Annotated in this window: 15 protein-coding genes; 4 read left to right on the top strand and 11 right to left on the bottom strand. The window is 73.3% G+C overall.

Going from position 1 to position 21,097, the window contains the following annotated elements:
* Positions 1–45 precede the first annotated feature (45 nt).
* Entirely contained in the window at positions 46–1,338 is a 1,293-nt protein-coding gene (locus tag H488_RS27325) for a glycosyltransferase (RefSeq protein WP_237740437.1), read from the top strand.
* The gene (locus H488_RS27320) at positions 1,335–2,123 is read left to right on the top strand and encodes a phosphatase (RefSeq protein ID WP_017833343.1); all 789 of its coding nucleotides are present in this window, start codon (positions 1,335–1,337) and stop codon (positions 2,121–2,123) included. Before H488_RS27325 ends, H488_RS27320 begins: the two co-directional genes overlap by 4 nt.
* 67 nt (positions 2,124–2,190) lie before the next feature.
* On the opposite strand, the gene H488_RS27315 is transcribed toward H488_RS27320, so the two are convergent.
* From H488_RS27315 to H488_RS27265, 11 genes are all read right to left on the bottom strand, one after another.
* Entirely contained in the window at positions 2,191–3,276 is a 1,086-nt protein-coding gene (locus H488_RS27315) for an inositol-3-phosphate synthase (RefSeq protein ID WP_031282967.1), read from the bottom strand.
* 116 nt (positions 3,277–3,392) lie between these two features.
* Positions 3,393–4,070 (bottom strand): LysE family translocator, encoded by a 678-nt coding sequence (locus H488_RS27310; RefSeq protein ID WP_017833341.1) that lies wholly within the window; start codon positions 4,068–4,070, stop codon positions 3,393–3,395.
* A 19-nt stretch (positions 4,071–4,089) separates the two neighbouring features.
* The gene (locus tag H488_RS27305) at positions 4,090–5,115 is read right to left on the bottom strand and encodes an aldo/keto reductase (protein WP_051063761.1); all 1,026 of its coding nucleotides are present in this window, start codon (positions 5,113–5,115) and stop codon (positions 4,090–4,092) included.
* Positions 5,116–5,222: 107 nt separating this feature from the next.
* Positions 5,223–7,097 (bottom strand): malto-oligosyltrehalose trehalohydrolase, encoded by a 1,875-nt coding sequence (gene treZ, locus H488_RS27300; RefSeq protein ID WP_017833339.1) that lies wholly within the window; start codon positions 7,095–7,097, stop codon positions 5,223–5,225.
* Between the two features lie 5 nt (positions 7,098–7,102).
* Positions 7,103–9,460, bottom strand: a complete 2,358-nt coding sequence (gene treY / locus H488_RS27295) for a malto-oligosyltrehalose synthase (RefSeq protein WP_017833338.1) — start codon at positions 9,458–9,460, stop codon at positions 7,103–7,105.
* A gap of 84 nt (positions 9,461–9,544) precedes the next feature.
* On the bottom strand, positions 9,545–11,731 hold the full coding sequence (gene glgX, locus H488_RS27290; RefSeq protein WP_017833337.1) for a glycogen debranching protein GlgX: 2,187 nt from the start codon (positions 11,729–11,731) through the stop codon (positions 9,545–9,547).
* Positions 11,732–11,866: 135 nt separating this feature from the next.
* Complete coding sequence (locus H488_RS27285; RefSeq protein WP_017833336.1) at positions 11,867–13,435, bottom strand: NAD(P)H-hydrate epimerase; 1,569 nt, start codon at positions 13,433–13,435, stop codon at positions 11,867–11,869.
* A complete protein-coding gene (locus H488_RS27280) occupies positions 13,432–13,803 on the bottom strand; it encodes a holo-ACP synthase (protein ID WP_017833335.1) in 372 nt (123 codons plus the stop codon). Before H488_RS27280 ends, H488_RS27285 begins: the two co-directional genes overlap by 4 nt.
* Positions 13,804–13,880: 77 nt before the next feature.
* Positions 13,881–15,773 (bottom strand): glutamine--fructose-6-phosphate transaminase (isomerizing), encoded by a 1,893-nt coding sequence (gene glmS / locus H488_RS27275; protein ID WP_031282964.1) that lies wholly within the window; start codon positions 15,771–15,773, stop codon positions 13,881–13,883.
* A 124-nt stretch (positions 15,774–15,897) separates the two neighbouring features.
* Complete coding sequence (locus H488_RS27270) at positions 15,898–17,043, bottom strand: mannitol-1-phosphate 5-dehydrogenase (RefSeq protein ID WP_017833333.1); 1,146 nt, start codon at positions 17,041–17,043, stop codon at positions 15,898–15,900.
* A complete protein-coding gene (locus H488_RS27265) occupies positions 17,043–19,118 on the bottom strand; it encodes a PTS mannitol transporter subunit IICBA (RefSeq protein WP_031282963.1) in 2,076 nt (691 codons plus the stop codon). The genes H488_RS27270 and H488_RS27265 overlap by 1 nt, the downstream gene beginning before the upstream one ends.
* A gap of 172 nt (positions 19,119–19,290) precedes the next feature.
* On the opposite strand from H488_RS27265, the gene coaA reads away from it, so the two are divergent.
* Complete coding sequence (gene coaA / locus H488_RS27260) at positions 19,291–20,247, top strand: type I pantothenate kinase (protein ID WP_031282962.1); 957 nt, start codon at positions 19,291–19,293, stop codon at positions 20,245–20,247.
* Positions 20,247–21,089: a M15 family metallopeptidase gene (locus tag H488_RS27255; RefSeq protein ID WP_017833330.1), complete on the top strand. Its 843-nt coding sequence runs from the start codon at positions 20,247–20,249 to the stop codon at positions 21,087–21,089. Before coaA ends, H488_RS27255 begins: the two co-directional genes overlap by 1 nt.
* Positions 21,090–21,097 lie beyond the last annotated feature (8 nt).

Raw genomic sequence — 21,097 nt, 5'->3', positions numbered from 1 at the left:
CCGGGCCCGGACCGGGGCCCCGGGCCCGGCGGCTAGAGTTGAGCCGTGTCCGCCGCGCCCCGCCACGTCCTGCTGATCAGCCTGCACACCTGTCCCCTCGAGCAACCGGGGTCGGGGGATGCGGGCGGGATGAACGTCTACGTGCGCCACCTCGCCGAGGCCCTGGTGGACGCCGGCCACACCGTGGACATGGCCACCCTCGACCGGGGCCGCGGCGCCCCGGCCGTCGCCGGCGTGCGGCGCACCCGCATCCGCGAGGGGCTGCGGCTGCTCACCGTCTCGCTGCCGGGTGCCGCCGGGGCGAGCAAGGAGGACCTGCCCGGGTTCACCGCGGCCTTCGCGGAGGTGCTCCGCGCGGAGGCCGACCGGCCCGACGTCGTGCACGCCCACTACTGGCTCTCCGGTGCCGCGGGCCGGGAGCTCGCCGACGGCTGGGGCGTCCCCCTCGTCCTGACCCTGCACACCACGGCGCTCGGGAAGAACCTGCGCGCCCGGACCGGGGAGGGCCTCGAGCCGGCCTCCCGCGCCGAGGCCGAGGCCGGGCTGATCGCCCGGGCCGAGGCCACGGTGGTGAACACCCGGACCGAGGCGCTGCAGATGATCGAGCTCTACGACGCCGACGCGGGGCGCCTGACCGTGATCACCCCCGGAGTCGACCTCTCGGCCTTCTCCCCGGACCCCGCCCCCGGCGAGCCGCGCCGCGCCGACGAGCCGCCCCCCGGCTCACCGGGGCGCCCGCTGCGGATCCTGTTCGCCGGGCGCCTGCAGGCGCTCAAGGGCCCGCACGTCCTCGTCGACGCGCTCGCGCGGATCCGGCGGACCGACCCGGGCCTGCCCGTGGAGCTGGACGTCGTGGGGGTCGGCACCCGGGGCTTCACGGCCGCGCTCCGGGAGCGCGTGCGGGAGCTGGGGCTGGAGGACGTCGTGCGCTTCGGGCCCGCCCTGCCGGCCCCGCAGCTCGCCGCCCGGATGCGCCGGGCCGACGTCGTGGCCGTCCCCTCCTCCTCCGAGACGTTCGGCCTCGTGGCCCTGGAGGCGCAGGCCTGCGGCACGCCGGTGCTCGCCACGGACGTGGACGGGCTGCGCACCGCGGTGCTCGACGGGCTCACCGGCCGGCTCGTGCCCGACCGCGACCCCGGCTCGTGGGCGCGGGCCGTGGTCGAGCTCGCCGGCGACCCGGCCGCCCTGGAGCGCATGGGCCGGGCCGCCGCCCGGCGCGCCGAGGGCCACTCCTGGGACCGCACCGCCCTGGCCACCGCGGAGGTCTACGCCCGGGTCCGCGCCCGGGCGGGGGTACGCGACGGTAGCGGCCGGCGCCTGAATACACTCGAACGGTGACGACCTCCCCCCTCTCCCCCGCAGACCTCGCCCGCCACCTCGACGACAACCGCATCACCGGAGCGGTGGCGACCTCCCGGGAGGCGAACCTGCGCAACATCCAGGGCTTCCTCGACGGCGACCAGCACCAGCACATGGGCGTGGTGCGCACCCGGGACTGGAGCTTCGACGACGTGTTCGCGCTGATGCGCGACCGCGTCGGCATCTCCCCCGACCGGGCCCATGCCGAGGGCCAGGACACGATCTCCGCGGAGCTGGCCGTCGCCGGGCTGGAGCGCTACGCGCGGGTCCTCGGCGAGGTGGTCGCCGCCGGCGGGCGCGTGCTCTTCGCCACCGGCCACCCGGCCGGCCTGTTCCCGGTCTACGCGCAGCTGGCCCGGGTGGCCCGCCGCGCCGGGGCGCACGTGGTGCAGGTCCCGGACGGCTTCCCGTTCGAGGACGGCGACGTCCGGCAGATCGAGAGCGTCGTGATGGTCGAGCAGTACGGCGGGCTGCGGCACACCCACTTCCCCGGGCCGATGTCCCTGACCCTGGAGAAGCTGCGCCGGGACGGGCAGAACCCGCCCGACCTCGTGGTCGCCGACCACGGCCTCGCCGGGGCGGCCGGGTCCCGGGGGCTGCGGACCATCGCGGTCGCCGACTGCAACGACCCGGGCGTGTTCGTGGCGGAGGCGCAGGGCCAGGTCGAGGTCGCCGTGCCGCTCGACGACAACCTCCCGCCGCGCGTCTACGAACCGGTCACGGCGTTCGTGCTCCACCGCGCCGGCCTGGCCGACTACCTCTGAGCCCCCGGAGCACGGGACCCCCGCACCGGCAACGGTGCGGGGGTCCCGTGCTCCGGGGGCGGCGGGCTCAGCGCTCGCGGTCGCCGCGGATGAAGGCCTCCAGGTCCGCCCTGGCCACGTCGTCGGGCAGCTGCTCGGCCGGGGACTTCATGAAGTACGCCGACGCGGAGGTGAGCGGGCCCCCGATCCCGCGGTCCGCCCCGATCTTCGCGGCCCGGATCGCGTCGATGATCACCCCGGCCGAGTTCGGGGAGTCCCACACCTCCAGCTTGTACTCCAGGGAGATCGGGGCGTTGCCGAACCCGTGGCCCTCCAGGCGCACGAAGGCGAACTTCCGGTCCTCCAGCCACGGCACGTGGTCCGAGGGCCCGATGTGCACGTCCTTCGTCCCGAACTCCTTCTCCACGTTGGAGGTCACCGCCTGGGTCTTGGAGATCTTCTTCGACTCCAGCCGGGTGCGCTCGAGCATGTTCATGAAGTCCATGTTCCCGCCCACGTTGAGCTGATACGTCCGGTCCAGCACGTACCCGCGGTCCTCCATGAGCTTCGCCAGCACCCGGTGGGTGATCGTCGCCCCGATCTGGGACTTGATGTCGTCGCCCACGATCGGCACTCCGGCGTCGGTGAACTTCTGTGCCCACTCGTCGGTGGAGGCGATGAACACGGGCAGCGCGTTGACGAAGGCCACCCCGGCGTCGATCGCGGCCTGGGCGTAGTACCGGTCGGCCTCCTCCGAGCCCACCGGCAGGTAGGACACCAGCACGTCCACCTGCGCCTCGCGCAGGGCGGCGGCCACGTCCACCGGGGGCACGGCCGACTCCTGGACCATCTCCCGGTAGTAGGATCCGAGTCCGTCCAGGGTGGGCCCGCGCTGGACGGTGACCCCGGTGTGCGGGACGTCGGCGAAGACCAGGGTGTTGTTCTCCCCGGCGCCGATCGCCTCGGAGAGGTCGTACCCGACCTTGGCGGCGTCGACGTCGAAGGCGGCCACGAACTCGATGTCGGACACGTGGTAGTCGCCGAAGACCACGTGCATCAGCCCCGGCACGGTGGCGGCCGGGTCGGCGTCGGCGTAGAAGTGCACGCCCTGGATCAGTGAGGAGGCGCAGTTGCCGACACCGGCGACGGCCACGCGAATGGGATGGTGGGACACGGGACTCCTTTGTCTGGTCGTCTGGGTCCCGTCCCCGGCGCCCGGCCGGGCAGGACCCAGCGCTCCAGTCTAGTGCCCGCCGCGGGCGGGTTCGGCCCCGGGGCCGGCCGGCGGGCTCACAGCGCACTGAGCAGCAGGCCGAGGGCCAGCACGAGGAACAGCACGCCGGCGGCGAGCTCCACGGCCGCCCCGTGCCGCCGGAAGCCCGCGGCCAGCCGCTCGACCGAGCCGACCCACGCGACCGCGGTGAACCAGGCGAGGCCCACGGCCACGAGCAGCGCGAAGACCAAAGCCGCCTCCCACCACAGCGCGCCCGCGGGGACCACGTTGGCGAACAGCGCCACGAAGAAGATGATGGCCTTCGCGTTCGAGAGGTTCGTCACGAGTCCGAGCACGAAGGCCCGGCCGGGGGTGACGGAGCGCCCCGGCGGGGCCTGCGGCTCCCCCGGGACGCTGCCGGGCCCTCCGCCCGCCGCGCTCGGCACCCGGTCCGGCACGGCCCGGGCGGCGAGACCCGCCCGGATCCCGCTCACCCCCAGCCAGCCGAGGAACAGCGCCCCGGCCACCTGGATGAGCCGCTGGAGCGTGTCCGCCTGGCCGATCAGGACGGTCACCCCGGTGAGGGAGAGCGTGATCCACACGAGGTTGCCGGTCATCACCCCCACCGCGGTGAGCACGCCGGCCGCCCGGGAGCCCAGCGACGCGTTGCGCAGGATCACCAGGACGTCCGGGCCGGGGGCGACGATCCCTGCGATCCACAGCCCGAGCAGGGCGAGGTACTGCGAGGCCTCCACGGCTACCGGGTCCCGCCGCTCACGCGGTCTTGGAGTCGCGGGCGCCCGCCCAGATGTTGATGTCGGAGTCCGTGGCCAGCCGGTCGATCGACTCCAGCTCCTCCGGGGTGAAGGAGAGGTGGTGCACGGCGCCCACGCTGTCCTCGAGCTGCTGCGGCGAGGACGCGCCGACGAGCGCGGTGGTGACCTGGCCGTCCGCCTGCTCGCGCAGCACCCACGCGATCGCCATCTGGGCCAGGCTCTGCCCTCGGGCGGCGGCGATCTCGTGCAGACCGCGGACCTTCTCCAGGGTCGTGCCGGTCAGCCACTCCGGGTTCAGGGACTTCTCCGCGGCGGCCCGGGAGCCCTCCGGGACGCCGTCCAGGTACCGGTCCGTGAGCATGCCCTGGGCCAGGGGGGAGAACACGATCGAGCCCATCCCCGTCTCCGTCAGGGCGCCCAGCAGGGAGGTCCCCGACGGTCCGGGGGACTCGATCCACCGGTTGAGCATCGAGTAGGACGGCTGGTGGATCAGCAGCGGCGTGCCCAGCTCCCGCATGATCTGCTGGGCGCGCAGGGTCAGCTCGGCGTTGTAGGAGGAGATCCCCACGTACAGGGCCCGCCCGGAGCGCACGATGTGGTCGAGGGCCCGCATCGTCTCCTCGAGCGGGGTGTCCGGGTCCGGGCGGTGGTGGTAGAAGATGTCCACGTGGTCCAGGCCCATCCGCTGCAGGGACTGGTCCAGGGAGGACACGAGGTACTTCCGGGAGCCGCCGAAGTGGTACGGGCCCGGGCCCATGGTCCAGCCGGCCTTGGAGGAGATCACGAGCTCGTCCCGGTACGGCGCGAGGTCCTGCGCCAGGATCCGCCCGAAGTTCAGCTCCGCGGCGCCGGCCGGCGGGCCGTAGTTGTTGGCGAGGTCGAAGTGGGTCACGCCGAGGTCGAAGGCCCGGCGCAGCGTGGCGCGCTGGGTGGCGAGCGGCTTGTCGTCGCCGAAGTTGTGCCACAGCCCGAGCGAGATCACGGGCAGCTTCAGCCCGGAGTCGCCCACGCGGCGGAAGGGCATGGTCTCGTAGCGGTCGTCGGCCGGGAGGTAGGGGACGTCGGGTCCGTAGGTGCGCACGGGGGCCTTTCGAGGGTCGGGGAGGTCGTTCGGTGGACGGCGGAGAGGGCTCAGTAGCGCACCACGGCGGCGCCGTGGGCGGGCAGCGCGGCGACGCCGCCGCCGCCGGAGCCCGCGGTCAGCGACACGTCGCCGGAGCGGTAGAGCACCTCGGCGTCCGGGCGGCCGGGGAAGGGCACCTGCGCGGGCCCGGCGCCGAAGTTCAGCAGCACCGCGACCCCGTGGTCGGAGCCCGGGGCCGTGGCACGGCGCAGCACGAACCAGCGGGCGTCCTCGTCGAGGTCGGTGCCGATCGTGTCGAAGCGCGGGTCGGTGAGCTCGGGCACGGCGCGCCGCAGCGCGATGAGCTCGCGGTAGGCGCTCAGCACCCGGGTGTGGTCGTCCCGGCCGAGTTCGTCCCAGTCGAGCTTCGAGTTCGTGAACGTGCTCGGGTCCTGGGGGTCCGGGACCGTGTCCTCGTCCCAGCCCATGGACGCGAACTCCGCCTTGCGGCCCTTGGCCACGGCCTCCCCGAGCTCGGGCTCGGGGTGGGCGGTGAAGAACTGCCACGGTGTGGACGCGCCCCACTCCTCCCCCATGAACAGCATGGGGGTGAACGGCTGGGTGAGGAGCAGTGCGGCGCCCAGCACGAGCTGGTCCGGCGTGAGGCTCGCGCTGATCCGGTCCCCCGCGGCGCGGTTGCCGATCTGGTCGTGGTTCTGGATGCACGTGACGAACTGCCACGGGCGCACCCGCTGCTTGTCGACCGGCCGCCCGTGGTGGCGGCCGCGGAACACCGACATGGTGCCGTCGTGGTAGAACGCGTCCCGCATCACCTTGTCGAGGGTGCCGAGGGCGGCGAAGTCTGCGTAGTAGCCCTGCGTCTCCCCGGTGAGGGCGACGTGCGCGGCGTGGTGGAAGTCGTCGAGCCACTGCCCGGTCATGCCGAGGCCGTGGGCCGTGGTCGGCGTGATCATCCGGTGGTCGTTGAGGTCGGACTCCGCGACGGTGAACAGGGGCTTGCCGGTCTCCACGCCCACGCGCTCCACGAGCTCGGCGATCTCCTCGAGGATGTGCACGGCCCGGTGGTCCTGCAGGGCGTGCACCGCGTCGAGGCGGAACCCGTCCACGTGGTAGTCGCGCAGCCACATCTCGACGTTGTCGAGGATGTAGTCCCGCACGCCGTCCGAGCCCCAGCCGTCGAGGTTGATGAGGTCGCCCCAGGTGCTGGAGCCGGGCTTGAAGTAGTCGGCGAACAGGGGCAGGTAGTTCCCGGACGGGCCCAGGTGGTTGTAGACGACGTCCTGGATCACGCCGATCCCGCGCTGGTGGCACGCGTCCACGAAGCGCTGGTAGGCCGCGGGCCCGCCGTAGGACTCGTCCACGGTGTACCAGAGGACACCGTCGTAGCCCCAGTTGTGCTCGCCGTTGAAGCCGTTGACGGGCAGCAGCTCCACGAAGTCCACGCCGAGCTCCACGAGGTGGTCGAGCCGCTCGACCGCCGAGTCGAGGGTGCCCTCCGGGGTGAACGTGCCGGGGTGCAGCTCGTAGACGACGGACCCGGCCAGGGTCCGCCCGGTCCACGCGGCGTCCCCCCACCGGTGCGCGGAGGGCTCGAACGTGCAGGAGAGGTCGTGCACGCCCTGCGGCTGGCGGCGGGAGCGCGGGTCCGGCAGGACCTCGGAGACCTGCGAGCGCTCCTGCGCCGTGCCCTCGTCGAAGGTCTTGCCCAGGAGGTAGCCGTAGCGCACGGTGCCCTCGGGGACGTCCGCGCCGTCGGGCAGGGTCCACCAGCCGTCGCGGCGTGCCGCCGTGCCCGCAGGGCAGTCCTCGGGCAGGTCCGCGGCGGGGATCATGTCGTGGTCGTCGCCCTCGATCCGCACGGTCACCGTCCTGGCGTGCGGGGCCCAGACGTCGAAGCGGTTCAGGTGCTCGCGGGTGTTCATGGGGCTCAGGAGTCCTTCCGGCGCAGCAGCGCCACGGGGTAGTCGGCGAGCAGCCGGGACAGCGCCACGGTGCCCGAGTGCGTGCGGCGGGTCAGCAGGTCCTCGAACCCGCCCGCGGGCAGCTCGAGGGTCTCGCCGTCGAAGCCGCCCGCGGCGGCGAGGCCGAGGGGCAGGCGGGTGGCCACGGTCACGGCGCCGCCGCGGTCGAACGCGAACACGTGCCCGGCCAGCGGGCCGGACGCGGTCAGCGGGGTGTAGCCGGTGAACAGCTCGGGATGGTCCCGGCGCAGCCGCAGGGCGCGGCTGGTGACGAGCAGCTTGGCCGCGCCGTCCGGTCCCACGGCGGGGATCCCGTCGGCGGTGCCGCCCACGGGGGTGTCCAGCCGGGCGAGCCCGGCGGCCCGGGCCCCGAAGTCGACGGGACGGCGGTTGTCCGGGTCCACGAGGGACTCCGCCCACAGCTCGGAGCCCTGGTAGACGTCCGGGACGCCGGGCATCGTGAGCTGGACGAGCTTGGCGGCGAGCCCGTTCGCCCAGCCGGCCGCGGTGACGTGCTCGGCGAAGCCCTCGACGACGGCCCGCATCTGCGGGTCGTGGTGGACGAGCTCGACGAACCGGGTGAGCCGCTGCTCGAACCCGGCGTCCCCGTCGACCCAGGCGGTGGAGTTGCCGGCCTCGCGAGCGGCCTTGAGGGCGTAGTCCAGCACGCGCTCCTGCGAGATGGGCCAGGCGCCCACCACGGCCTGGAGCACGAGATTCACGAGCGGGCCGTCGCCCACGAGGGCCCCGGCCTGCTCGGCGAGCTTCTTGACGGTGCCGACCACGCCGGCCCACTGCTCCCCCGCCTCGGCGAGCACGGTGATCCGTGCCCGCACCGCCTCGGAGCGCTTGGTGTCGTGCGTGGACAGCGTCGTCATCGCGAGGGGCTCCTCGGCGGCCCGGCGGGCGAGCTCGGCGTGCGCCTCCTCGGGGGTCACGGCGAAGTGCGACGGGTCGCCGCCCACCTCGGTCAGCGAGGTCAGGCGGGGGAAGCGGTAGAACGCGGTGTCCTCGACGCCCTTGGCCATCACCATCCCGGAGGTCTGCTGGAAGCGGCGGGCGAGCTCCCCGAGCCCGGCCTCGTCCGTGGCGTCGACCCCGAGCAGCCCGCCCAGGGTCCCGATCGCGCCGGCGAGGTCCGGGCGCTGCTCCCGGGCGGCGTCGAGGGCAGCCCACAGGTGCTCGGCGCCCTCGGGCAGGTAGCTGCGGTAGACGGGGAAGTTCGCGAGGATCTCCGCCAGGGCGTCCTCGGCGACGGCCCGGTCCAGGCCGGCGTCCCCGGGCACGAGGCGGGCGAGGCGCCGGACCTCGGCCAGCAGCGCGCCGTCGGCCATGGCGCGCTTGGTGCCGTGGATCATCTCGTCCCAGTGCACGGGCTCCCCGCCCCGCAGCCGGGCGTCCAGGCTGGTGAGCGCGTACTCCCCGGCCGGGTCGGTGAGCAGCCGGTCGATCACGCCGAGGGCGTCGTAGCCGGTGGTGCCCGCGGTGGCCCAGTCGCGGGGCAGCCGCTCGCCGGGCTCGAGGATCTTCTCGACGACGACGTAGGCGCCGCCCGTGAGCTCCTTCAGCTGCTCGAGGTACTGCCGCGGGTCGCGCAGCCCGTCGGGGTGGTCGATGCGCAGGCCGTCGACGAGGCCCTCGTCGATCCACCGCTTGATCTCCGCGTGGGACTCCTCGAAGACCTCCGGGTCCTCGACGCGCACGCCCGCGAGCGTGGCGACGGTGAAGAACCGGCGGTAGTTGAGCTCGGCGTCGCCGCGGCGCCAGTTCACCAGCTCGTAGTGCTGCCGGTCGTGGACGTCCTGCGGGTCGTCGCCCTCCGCCCAGGTGCCCTCGGCCAGCGGGTAGACGTTGTCGTAGTAGCGCAGCGTGCCGTCCTCGACCCGCAGCTGCGCGAGCTCGTCGTCGCCGTCGCCCAGCACGGGGATCAGCACCCGGCCGCCGCCGGACGCCCACTCGACGTCGAAGGCCTTCGCGTACGGCGAGGCCTGGCCCTGCGCGAGCAGCGACCACCACCAGGGGTTCTGCTCCGGGGCGGCGACGCCCTGATGGTTGGGGACGATGTCCACCAGCACGCCCATGCCGCGGGCGTGGGCGGCGTCGGCGAGCGCCTTGAGCCCGGCGGCGCCGCCCCGGACGGGGTCCACCTCGGCGGGGGACGCGACGTCGTAGCCGTGGTCGGAGCCGTCGACGGCCCGGAGGATCGGCGACAGGTAGACCCAGTCCGCGCCGAGGTCGTGGAGGTAGTCCACGAGCCCCGCGGCGCGGTCGAGCGTCAGGTCGGAGGTGATCTGGAGTCGGTAGGTCGAGATAGGTGTGCGCACCGCACCAGTCTGTCGGCCCGGCCCCGGAAACGCCAGCAGGCTGTCGACCCGTGTCCGGGTCGACAGCCTGCTGGGGCCGTCAGCTCACTGGTCCTGCGGCGTCTTCGCGTACGCGGCCACGGAGGCGGCGACCGACGCGTCGGGCTCCTCCTCGGGGGCCTCGTAGGCGCGCAGCACGACCATGGACTTGCCGTCCAGGGTGATCGAGGTGCGGGCCTTGCGGATCTGGCCGTCGGCGTACTTGCCCGCGGTGTCGATGACCTCCTCCCACTGCCGGCCGTAGCGCACCGGCGGGAGCTTGACCTTCACGGGCTCCGGGTTGGAGTTGAAGTACACGATGAAGTTCACGTCCGTGATGGGCCGCCCGCGCATGTCCACGCCGGCGATGCCGTTGCCGTTGAGCCACATCCCGAAGGACCGGGACAGGGGCTCGTCCCAGTCGGCGGGCTTCAGCGGCGCGCCGTCCGTGGTCAGCCACGCGATGTCGGGCATCGGGCGGCCGGTGTCGTCCGCGTCCATCTCGACGGGACGGCCGTCGAAGAACTCCGAGCGCCGGAAGGACGGGTGGTCGTGGCGCAGGTGGGTCACGGCGGCGACGAACTCGGTGAGCGGGCCGTCCATGGTGTCCCAGTTGATCCACGACAGCTCGTTGTCCTGGCAGTACGTGTTGTTGTTGCCGTCCTGCGTGCGGCCCAGCTCGTCGCCGTGCAGCACCATGGGCGTGCCCTGGGACAGCAGCAGCGTCGCGAGGTAGTTGCGCTGCTGGCGGGAGCGCAGGGCCAGCACCTCGGGGTCGTCGGTGGGGCCCTCCACGCCGCAGTTCCAGGAGCGGTTGTGGGACTCGCCGTCGTTGTTGCCCTCGCCGTTGGCCTCGTTGTGCTTCTCGTTGTAGGAGACCAGGTCCCGCAGCGTGAAGCCGTCATGGGCGGTGACGAAGTTGATCGAGGCGAACGGCCGGCGGCCGCTGTGCTCGTAGAGGTCCGCCGAGCCGGTGATCCGGGAGGCGAACTCGCCGAGGGTCGCGGGCTCCCCGCGCCAGAAGTCGCGCACGGTGTCCCGGTACTTCCCGTTCCACTCCGTCCACTGGGGCGGGAAGTTGCCCACCTGGTAGCCGCCGGGGCCCACGTCCCACGGCTCGGCGATGAGCTTCACCTGGGACACGACCGGGTCCTGCTGGACGAGCTCGAAGAAGGTGGCCAGCTTGTCCACGTCGTAGAACTCGCGGGCCAGGGCGGAGGCGAGGTCGAAGCGGAAGCCGTCCACGTGCATCTCGGTCACCCAGTAGCGCAGGGAGTCCATGATGAGCTGCAGCGAGTGGGGGTGGCGGACGTTGAGGGTGTTGCCGGTGCCCGTGTAGTCCATGTAGAACTTCTGGTCGCCCTCCACCGTCCGGTAGTAGGCCTGGTTGTCGATGCCCTTCATGGACAGCGTGGGGCCCATGTGGTTGCCCTCGGCCGTGTGGTTGTACACCACGTCGAGGATCACCTCGATGTCGGCCTGGTGCAGGGCGCGCACCATGGCCTTGAACTCCTGGACCTGGCCGCCGAGGTCGTTGGTGGAGTGGTACTCGTTGTGCGGGGCGAAGAACCCGATGGTGTTGTAGCCCCAGTAGTTGCGCAGCCCCTGGTCGAGCAGGGTGCTGTCCTGCACGAACTGGTGCACGGGCATGAGCTCGATGGCGGTGACGCCGAGCTTTTTCAGGTGCGCGATCACCGCGGGGTGGGCCACGCCGGCGTAGGTGCCGCGCTGGTCCTCCGGCACCTCGGGGTGCTGCTGGGTGAGGCCCTTGACGTGGGCCTCGTAGATCACGGACTTGTGGTACGGCGTGCGGGGGGTGCGGTCGCCCTCCCAGTTGAAGAACGGGTTGATCACCACGCCCATCATCATGTGGGGGGCGGAGTCCTCGTCGTTGAACGAGTCCTCGTCGCCGAAGTCGTAGGAGAACAGCGCCTGGTCCCAGTCGATCTGGCCGGAGACGGCCTTGGCGTAGGGGTCGAGCAGCAGCTTGGCGGAGTTGAAGCGCTGGCCCTCGGCGGGGTTCCACGGTCCGTGCACGCGGTAGCCGTAGCGCTGCCCGGGCTGGACGGTCGGGAGGTAGCAGTGCCAGACGTAGCTGTCCTGGGCCGCGACGTCGATGCGGGTCTCGGTGCCGAGCTCGTCGAACAAGCACAGCTCGACCTTCTCGGCGCCCTCGCTGAAGAGGGCGAAGTTCGTGCCGGTCCCGTCGAAGGTGGCTCCGAGGGGATAGGGCTGACCTGGCCAGACTTCCATGGGGGATCTCCTGTCGTACCGCCGGGCAGGGGTCACCGTCAGCGGGCTGGGTGTTGGGGCAAGTGGCATCGATCTTAGCCCGGACCGGAGGCGCCCGTGTCCCCGGGGCGGTCCGCCGGGGCCGGGACCGCCGGCTCAGCGGTCCCGGCGCAGGACCGTGCGCACGTTCGCGGACAGCGCCGTGGGGGGCACGGGGCCGAGGCCCTCCAGCCGGGAGGCGTAGCCGTGCACGGCCACGGCGAGGGCGGCGGCCACCGCGCGGCGGGTGTCCCCGCGGGCCCAGTCCCCCGCGGCGGCGAACGCGTCCGGGTCCTCGGCGCTGCCGGCGAGCGCTGCGCCCATGATGCCCGCGAGGGTGTCCCCGCTGCCGGCGGTCGCCAGCCACGGGCTGCCGTCGGCCTGGGAGAACAGCGTCCCGTCGGGGGACGCCACCAGGGTGGTGGCGCCCTTGAGGACGACGACGGCGCCGGTCGCCTCCGCGGCCGCGCGCGCCCACCGGGCGGGCTCGGCCTCGATCGCCGCCCGGTCCGGCGCCTGCCCGCCGCCGCCGAGGGCGGCGAGCCAGGCGAGCACCTGCTCGAGCTCCCCGGCGTGCGGGGTGAGGACCTTGCCGGGGCCGAGGGCGCCGTCGGCGGCCGCCCGGGCCGCCGCGTCGAGGGCGCCGGCGTCGACGACGGCGGGGATCGGGCCCGCGAGCACGGCGCCGATCCGGGACTCCTGGGCCGCGTCGCCCACCGCGCCGGGGCCCACGACCCACGCCTGGACGTGGACGTCGTCGGGGTGGTCCTCGGAGGCGACCACCTCGGGGCTGGTCAGGCACACCAGGGAGCGGGTGGCGGCGTCGCCGAGGTGGCGGACCATGCCGGCGCCGGCGTCCACGGCGGCGCGCGTGCACATCAGCGCCGCCCCGGGGTAGGTCGGGGAGCCGGCCACGACGCCCACCACGCCCCGGGAGTACTTGTGCGAGGCCGCCCCCGGCCGCGGCCACAGCGCCGCGACGTCGTCGGGCTCCAGGCGCCGCAGCGCGGGGGCGGGCAGGGCGTGCTCGATCCCGAGGGGCACGGTCCGCACCTCGCCGCACCACCGGTCCCCCGGCGGCAGGAACAGCCCGGCCTTGGCCCCGCCGAACGTCACGGTGACGTCCGCGGCCAGGACCGGCCCGGCCACCGCACCCGTGTCCGCCGAGACGCCCGAGGGGACGTCGCACGCCACGACCGCGGGGGCCCCCTCCGGGGGCCACCGGTCCAGGACCGCGCGGACGAGCTCCGCCGCCGGCCCGCGCAGCCCGCCCCGGGCGCCGGTGCCCAGCACGGCGTCGAGCACGAGGTCGGCGCGGAGCACCTGCTCGGCCGCCTCCTCGAGGGCGGGCCCGCCGTCCCCGGCGCGCAGCACCCGTCCCCCCGCGGCCTCGAGGGCGGCCCCGCCCTCGGGGTGCAGCCGGTCGCCGAGCGCCACGGCGAGCACGGAGGCGCCGCGGCTCGCCAGCTCCGCCCCCGCCCACAGCCCGTCCCCGCCGTTGTTGCCGGTGCCGGCGAGCACGACCACGCGCGCTCCGGCGACCCGCCCCCGGCGCCCGCGCAGGCGCTGCGCGCCGACGAGGGCCAGGCCGTGGGCGGCGCGCCGCATCAGCGCGGGGCCCTCCCCGCGCTCGAGGAAGGGCGTCTCGGCCGCGCGCACCTGCGCCCCGGTCCAGGCGGCGATCACGCCTGCGCCCCGTCCCCGGTGCGCTCGGCGATGACCATGGCCATGGCGATCCCGCCGTCGTGCGTCATGGTGAGGTGCCACCGGTCGATGCCCTGCCGGCGCGCCTCCTCCGCCACCGTTCCCTCGGTGCACAGCAGCGGGGCACCGGAGGGGTCCTTCTCGATCCAGCAGTGCTGCCAGATCATCCCGGGCGGCGCCTTGAGCGCCTTCGCCGCCGCCTCCTTGGCGGCGAAGCGCGCGGCGAGCGAGCGCACGTGCAGATCCCGCTCGAGCGGGGTGAACAGCCGGGCCACGAGGCCGGGGGTGCGGGCGATCTGCTCCTCGAAGCGGGCGATGTCCACCACGTCGATGCCGGTGCCGATGATCATGGTCCCCAGCCTAACGACCGCCGGCCCGCCGCCCGGGAGGAACCGGGGCGGCGGGCCGGCGCAGCGGCGGGCGCGGACTACTCGACGGTGACGGACTTCGCGAGGTTGCGGGGCTGGTCGACGTCGTAGCCCTTCGCCGTGGCCAGCTCGCACGCGAAGATCTGCAGCGGGACCGTGGTCAGCAGCGGCTGGAGCAGCACCGGGGACTGCGGCACGCGGAAGATGTGGTTCGCGTAGTCGGCGACGGCCTCGTCCCCCTCCTCCGCGATGACGATGGTCACGGCCCCGCGGGCACGGATCTCCTGGATGTTGGAGACCACCTTCGCGTGCAGCGAGTCCCGTCCGCGCGGGGAGGGGACGATGACGAACACCGGCTGGCCCTCCTCGATGAGGGCGATCGGCCCGTGCTTGAGCTCGCCGGCGGCGAAGCCCTCGGCGTGGATGTAGGCGATCTCCTTGAGCTTGAGCGCGCCCTCGAGGGCCACCGGGAAGCCGACGTGGCGGCCCAGGAAGAGCACGGACGAGGCGTCCTTCATGGACTGCGCGAGATCCTTGACCGCTGCCTGCGCGTCGATGACCTGCTGGATCTTGGCCGGCATGGCCTCCAGCTCGGCGAGGATCTCCCCGATCTCGTCCTTGTACTTGTTGCCGCGCAGCTGGGCCAGGTAGAGGCCCAGGAGGTAGGCGGCGGTGATCTGGGCCAGGAACGCCTTGGTCGAGGCGACGGCGATCTCGGGTCCGGCGTGCGTGTAGAGCGCGGCGTCGGCCTCGCGCGGGATCGTGGAGCCGTTGGTGTTGCAGATCGCCACGACCTTGGCCCCCTGCTCCTGGGCGTGCCGGACCGCCATGAGGGTGTCCATGGTCTCGCCGGACTGGGACAGGGCGACCACCAGGGTCCGCTCGTTGACGATCGGGTCCCGGTAGCGGAACTCGTGGGCGAGCTCGACCTCGGTGGGGATCCGGCACCAGTGCTCGATCGCGTACCGGGCGACCTGCCCCGCGTAGGCGGCGGTGCCGCAGGCCACGACGACGATCTTGTCCACGGCGCGGAGCACCGCCTCGTCGATCCTGAGCTCGTCGAGGACCAGGTTCCCGTCCGGATCGGTGCGGCCCATGAGGGTCTGCTCCACGGCGGCGGGCTGCTCGTTGATCTCCTTCTCCATGAAGGACGGGAAGCCGCCCTTCTCGGCGGCGGCCGCGTCCCACAGCACCTGGAAGGGCTTGCCGTCCGCGTGGTTGCCGTGGAAGTCGGTGATCTCGTAGTCGTCGGCCGTGATGGACACGACCTGGTCCTGCCCCAGCTCCACGGCGCTGCGGGTGTAGTCGATGAACCCGGAGACGTCGGAGCCGAGGAAGTTCTCGCCCTCGCCCAGCCCGAGCACCAGCGGCGAGTTGCGGCGGGCGGCGACCACGCGGCCGGGGTGGTCCACGTGCACGGCGAGGAGCGTGAACGCGCCCTCGAGCCGGCGGCAGGCGACCTGCATGGCCGCGGTCAGGTCCTGGTCGCCGAGGTCGTTGTAGGTGTCGGCCAGGAGCACGGCGGCGACCTCGGTGTCGGTCTCCGAGCGGAACTCGTGGCCCTTCTCGATCAGCTCGCGCTTGAGCTCGGCGAAGTTCTCGATGATGCCGTTGTGGATCACGGCGAGCCGGCCGCCGTCGACGACGTGCGGGTGGGCGTTGACGTCCGACGGTCCGCCGTGGGTGGCCCAGCGGGTGTGCCCGATGCCGGTGGTGGAGCGGGGCAGCGGGCTGTCGCGCAGCTCCTGCTCGAGGTTGAGCAGCTTGCCGGCCTTCTTGCGGAAGCCGACGGTGCCGTCCGCGACGACGGCCACGCCCGCGGAGTCGTAGCCGCGGTACTCGAGGCGCCGGAGGCCCTCGACGAGGACGTCCAGGGCGTCGTGCCCGGAGCCGGTGCCGGGCACGTCCGAGCGCTGGGAGGAGGGGCCCACATATCCAACAATTCCACACATGCGCTTCACAGTACCGCATGGATCTCGCCCGGCCGGGCGCACCGGACCCGGCGGGCCGGGCCGTGTTCTCGCCTCTTCTGGGGACACGGCCCGTCCCGCCTGTGGGCCCTTCCGTGGGGCTCGGTCAGCCCCGGCGCTCCCGGACGGCGTCGGCCACCAGCGCCTCGAGCGGCGGGAAGAGCGGGTGCCCGGCGTCCAGCCCCGTGATCTCCCGGACGGCGTCGGCCGGCTCCAGCGTGTCGAGGAGCTCGCCCAGCCGGACGGCCTCCGGGTCGTCGGCCGGGTCGAAGCGCAGGGCGGCCCCCACGGCCGCCTGCAGCCCGTCGGTGCCCAGGCCCCGTTCGGCCAGCTCGGCCGCCGGGCCCACGAACCGCTCGTGCCGGCCGAGCTTGCGCAGCGGGGCGCGGCCCACGCGCTCCACGGTGTCGGGGAGGTGCTCGTTGGCGAAGCGGTCGAGGATCTTCGCGACGTAGCGTCCGTGCTCCTGCTCGTCGAACCCGTGCTTCGCCACGAGCAGCGCCTGCGTCTCCGCGAGCGCTGCCGCGACCCGCTCCCGGATCCCGGGGTCGGCGATCGCCTCCGCGATGCGGTGCCGGCCGGCCCGGTAGCCGAAGTACGCGCACGCGGCGTGGCCGGTGTTGACCGTGAACAGCTTGCGCTCGATGTAGGGCACGAGGTCGTCGACGTAGGTCGCCCCCTCGATGGCCGGCTCGCCCCCCGCGAACGGGGTGCGGTCGATGACCCACTCGTGGAACTGCTCCACGACCACGTCGAGCCCGCCGCCGTCCTGCTGGGGCACGATCCGGTCGACGGCGGTGTTGGCGAACACCGCCCGGCGGTCGAGGTCCTCGCCGCCGTACTCGGCGCGGACGGCCTCGGCGAGCAGGTCCGTGGCGGACAGGGCGTTCTCGCACGCCATGACCGCCACGGGGGATGCGCCGTCCGGGCGCGCGGCGATGCCGCGCGCCACGAGCGGCGCCACGAACTTGAGGATGTGCGCGCCCACGGCCGTGGTGACCACGTCCGCCGTGGCGATCTCGGCGACCACGGACTCCGGGTCGTCCGCCGAGTTGAGCGCCCGGTACCCCTCGACGACCGTGTCGCGGGAGCCGGCGCCGACCTCGTGCACGGTGTAGCTGGGGGTCGACGCCAGCGCGTCGATCAGCGGGGCCGCCACGTCGGCGAACACGACCTCGTAGCCCGAGCGGTGCATGAGCAGGCCGACGAAGCCGCGGCCGATGTTGCCCGCCCCGAAGTGGACGCACTTCATCAGTCGTTCACCTTCCCCAGCAGGTCGAGCACTTCGTCGGCGGTCCTCGCCTCGTCCAGCTGGCGCACCTTCTCCTTGTTGCCGAAGATCTTCGCGACCCGGGAGAGGATCGCGAGGTGCTCGTTGTCCTTGCCGGCGATGCCGATCACCCAGGTGACGGGCTTGCCGTTCCAGTCCAGGCCCTCGGGGTAGCGCACGACCGACAGGGCCGAGGAGCGGATGCTGTCCTTCGCCTGGTTGGTGCCGTGCGGGATGGCCAGGCCGTTGCCCATGAAGGTGGACACCGACTCCTCGCGCTCGTGCATGGAGGCCACGTACGCGTCGGTCACGGCACCGGCCGCCACCAGCAGGCCGCCGGCCTCGTCGATGGCCTGCGCGGCGTTGCGCGCGCCGCCGTCCATGACGATCCGGTCCCTGGTGAGGATGGTGGCGTCCCCGGACGTCCCGGCGCCCTCGCCCGGGTCCGCGGCCACGGTGTCGCCGCCGGAGGCCGCTCCCCCGCCGCCGGCCGTGGCCGCCGCCGCGCCGCCGCCCGCCGGGACGGCGGCGCCGTTGCGCTGCTGCACGGCCTCGACGATCTCGTCGTAGCGGGGGCTGCCCATGAAGTTGTCGACGGTCACCACCGCGGCGCTGGGCACCTTCGGCCGGGCCCGCGTGGCCAGGTCCTGGTGGGTGACCACGATGTCGAAGTCGTCGGTGAGGTTGGCGATCGCCGCGTTGGTGACCTTGACGTCGGCGAACCCGGCCGCCTTGACCTTGTTCCGCAGCACGGAGGCGCCCATCGCGGAGGAGCCCATGCCGGCGTCGCACGCGAACACGATGCGCTGCACCGGTCCGCCGTCGGCCAGCTCACGGGCGGGGGTCCCGCCGGTGTCCGCGCCGCCGCTGGTGCCGACGATCGCGGAGGACACGGAGCTCTTCTTGCCCTTCATCCCCTCCATCCGGGAGGTGGCCTCGGTGAGGTCTCCCTCGCCCTTGTCCTTGGAGGCCTTGAGGATGATCGAGGCCACGAAGAAGGACACGGCGGTCGCGGCCGTCACCGCGAGGGCCACGCCCACGTAGCTGTCGGTGGTGGCCTGGGCGAAGATCGCGATGATCGAGCCCGGGGCGGCCGGGGCGCGCAGGCCCGCGTCGAAGAGGGTCAGCGTGAAGATGCCCGTCATGCCTCCCGCGATCGCCGCCAGGATCAGCGCCGGCTTCATCAGCACGTACGGGAAGTAGATCTCGTGGATGCCGCCCACGAAGTGGATCAGGGCCGCGCCGGGGGCCGAGGCGCGCGCGGCGCCGCGGCCGAAGACCGTGTAGGCCAGCAGGATGCCCAGACCGGGGCCGGGGTTGGCCTCGAGCAGGAAGAGGATCGACTTGCCCTCCTCCAGGGCCTGGGCGGTGCCCAGGGGGGTGAGGATGCCGTGGTTGATCGCGTTGTTGAGGAACAGCACCTTCGCGGGCTCGATGAGGATCGAGGTCAGCGGCAGCAGCCCCCGGGTGACCAGGAAGTCCACCGCCGAGGCGGCCGCGTTGGAGAAGGCCAGCACGGCGGGGCCGATCAGGAAGAAGCCGAAGATGGCCATGGCCGCGGCCAGGATGCCGGCGGAGAAGTTGTTCACGAGCATCTCGAAGCCGGGCTTGATCTTCCCGTCCCAGATGGCGTCGACCTTCTTCATCACCCACGCGGTCAGCGGGCCCATGAGCATCGCCCCGATGAACATGGGGATGTCGGTGCCCACGATCACGCCCATCGTCGCGATCGCCCCGACCACGCCGCCGCGGACGTCGTAGACCATCCGCCCGCCCGTGTAGGCGATCAGCAGCGGCAGCAGGTAGGTGATCATCGGGCCGACCAGGCCCGTGTACGGCTCGCCCTCGGCGTTCTCGCCGAACCCGCCCAGCGGGCCGAAGGGGGTGAAGCCCGCCTCGATGAAGAACGCGGTGATCAGCCCCCAGGCGATGAACGCCCCGATGTTGGGCATGATCATCCCCGAGAGGAACGTGCCGAAGCGCTGCACGTGCGCGCGGGCCGCCGTCGACCGCCCTCCCGCCGGTGCTGTGGTCTCTGAGGTCGTTGCCGTCGCCATGGTCCTGTCCTGACTCTCGAGCGGGGTGGTCCTCCACCGGCGGAGCGCACGCGCCGTGCACTGCTGTGAGTTCTCTCACGGCGAATACCGGATCGAGACCAAATCTACACCCGGGTACGGGGCCTGTCTCCGGTACACCTCGGGCGCCGGGGTGCGGTCTAGACTGTGGTCGATGACCGCATCTACGCTGAGCGAACGCGCCTCGCCCTTCGTGGAGCTCGACCGGCAGACCTGGTCGAGACTCTCCCACGAGATCGACGTTCCCCTCACCTCTCGGGAGATCGAGAACCTGCGCGGCCTCGGCGACCGGCTCGACGTCGCGGAGGTCCGCGAGGTGTACCTCCCCATCTCGCGGCTGCTGACCCTCTACGACGAGTCGTCGAACCGGCTCAACGCCTCGACCAACGCGTTCCTCGGCGAGGAGCACGCCCGGACCCCGTTCGTGATCGGCATCGCCGGCTCCGTGGCCGCCGGCAAGTCCACCACGGCCCGCCTCCTGCGCGAGCTGCTGTCCCGGTGGCCGTCCACCCCCCACGTGCAGCTCATCACCACGGACGGGTTCCTGTACCCCAACGCCGAGCTGCAGCGCCGCGGGCTCATGGACCGCAAGGGCTTCCCGGAGTCCTACGACCGCCGCGCCCTGCTGCGCTTCGTCGCCAAGATCAAGTCGGGCGCCCCCGAGGTGCGGGCGCCCAAGTACTCGCACCACAGCTACGACATCCTGCCCGGCGAGGAGGTCGTGGTGACCCGCCCGGACGTGGTCATCATCGAGGGGCTCAACGTGCTCGCCCCCGCCAAGGTGGGCCCCGGGGACCGGGCCGCCCTCGCCCTGAGCGACTTCTTCGACTTCTCGATCTACGTGGACGCCCGGCCCGCGGACATCGAGCGCTGGTACGTGGAGCGGTTCCAGGCCCTGCGCTCCTCCGCGTTCGCCGACCCCGGCTCCTACTTCCACCGCTACGCCGACCTCTCCGACGAGAAGGCCGTGGCCACCGCCACCGGCATCTGGCGGCGGATCAACGAGCCCAACCTGATCGAGAACGTGCAGCCGACGCGCGGCCGCGCCCGGCTGATCCTCTCCAAGGACTCCGACCACTCGATCCGGCGCGTGCTGCTGCGCAAGAACTGATGGACGCCCTGCGCGCCGGCGCCCTCCTGCTCACCGCCGCGGTGCTCGTGGCCGGGTGCGCACCTGATCCCGGGGCCGCTCCCCCGGCCCCGCCGGAACCCTCCGGCACCACCGCGGCACCGGCCGCGCCCGCCCCGCCCGGGTCCGGTCCTGCGTCCGTGCCGGCTCCGGCGTCCCCGTCCGGGCCGGCGTCCGCCTCCGGCACGGCGTCGCCGGCACCGGCGCCCACCACCGGCCGGGGGCCGGGACCGCGTCCGGAGCTGGACGACCCCGCCTCGCTCGCCGTGGTGGTCAACAAGCGTCGGCCCCTGGACCCGCAGGACTGGGCACCCGCCGCCCTCGAGGACCTCGAGGGGCACCTGCTGCGCCCCGAGGCGGCCGCCGCGGCGCGCACGCTGCTGGCCGCGGCCCGGGCGGACGGCGTGCCGGTCCGGATCGTGTCGGGCTACCGCTCCTTCACCGAGCAGTCCCGCACGTACGCCGGGTGGGTGGCGCAGAAGGGCCCGGAGGCCGCCGACACGGCGTCCGCCCGCCCGGGTCACTCGGAGCACCAGACCGGGCTGGCGGTGGACGTCGGCGAGGGCTCCGGGTGCGACCTGCGCGTGTGCTTCGACGGGACGGCCACCGCCGCGTGGGTGGCCGAGCACGGGCCGGAGCACGGCTTCGTGGTCCGCTACCCCTGGGGCGAGCACGGCACCACCGGCTACTGGTACGAGCCGTGGCACCTGCGCTACCTCGGGACGGAGCGGGCCCAGGAGCTCGCGTGCTCGGGCGCCGCGACGCTCGAGGAGTTCTCCGGCCTGCCGCCGGCCCCGGACTACGGACCACCCGCGCCCGGCTAGTCTGTGGC

It is taken from the genome of Kocuria sp. UCD-OTCP (assembly GCF_000349605.1).
Taxonomy (GTDB): domain Bacteria; phylum Actinomycetota; class Actinomycetes; order Actinomycetales; family Micrococcaceae; genus Kocuria; species Kocuria rosea.
The sequence above is the reverse complement of the archived record's forward strand: the minus strand, read 5'-3'. Positions and strand labels throughout refer to the sequence as shown.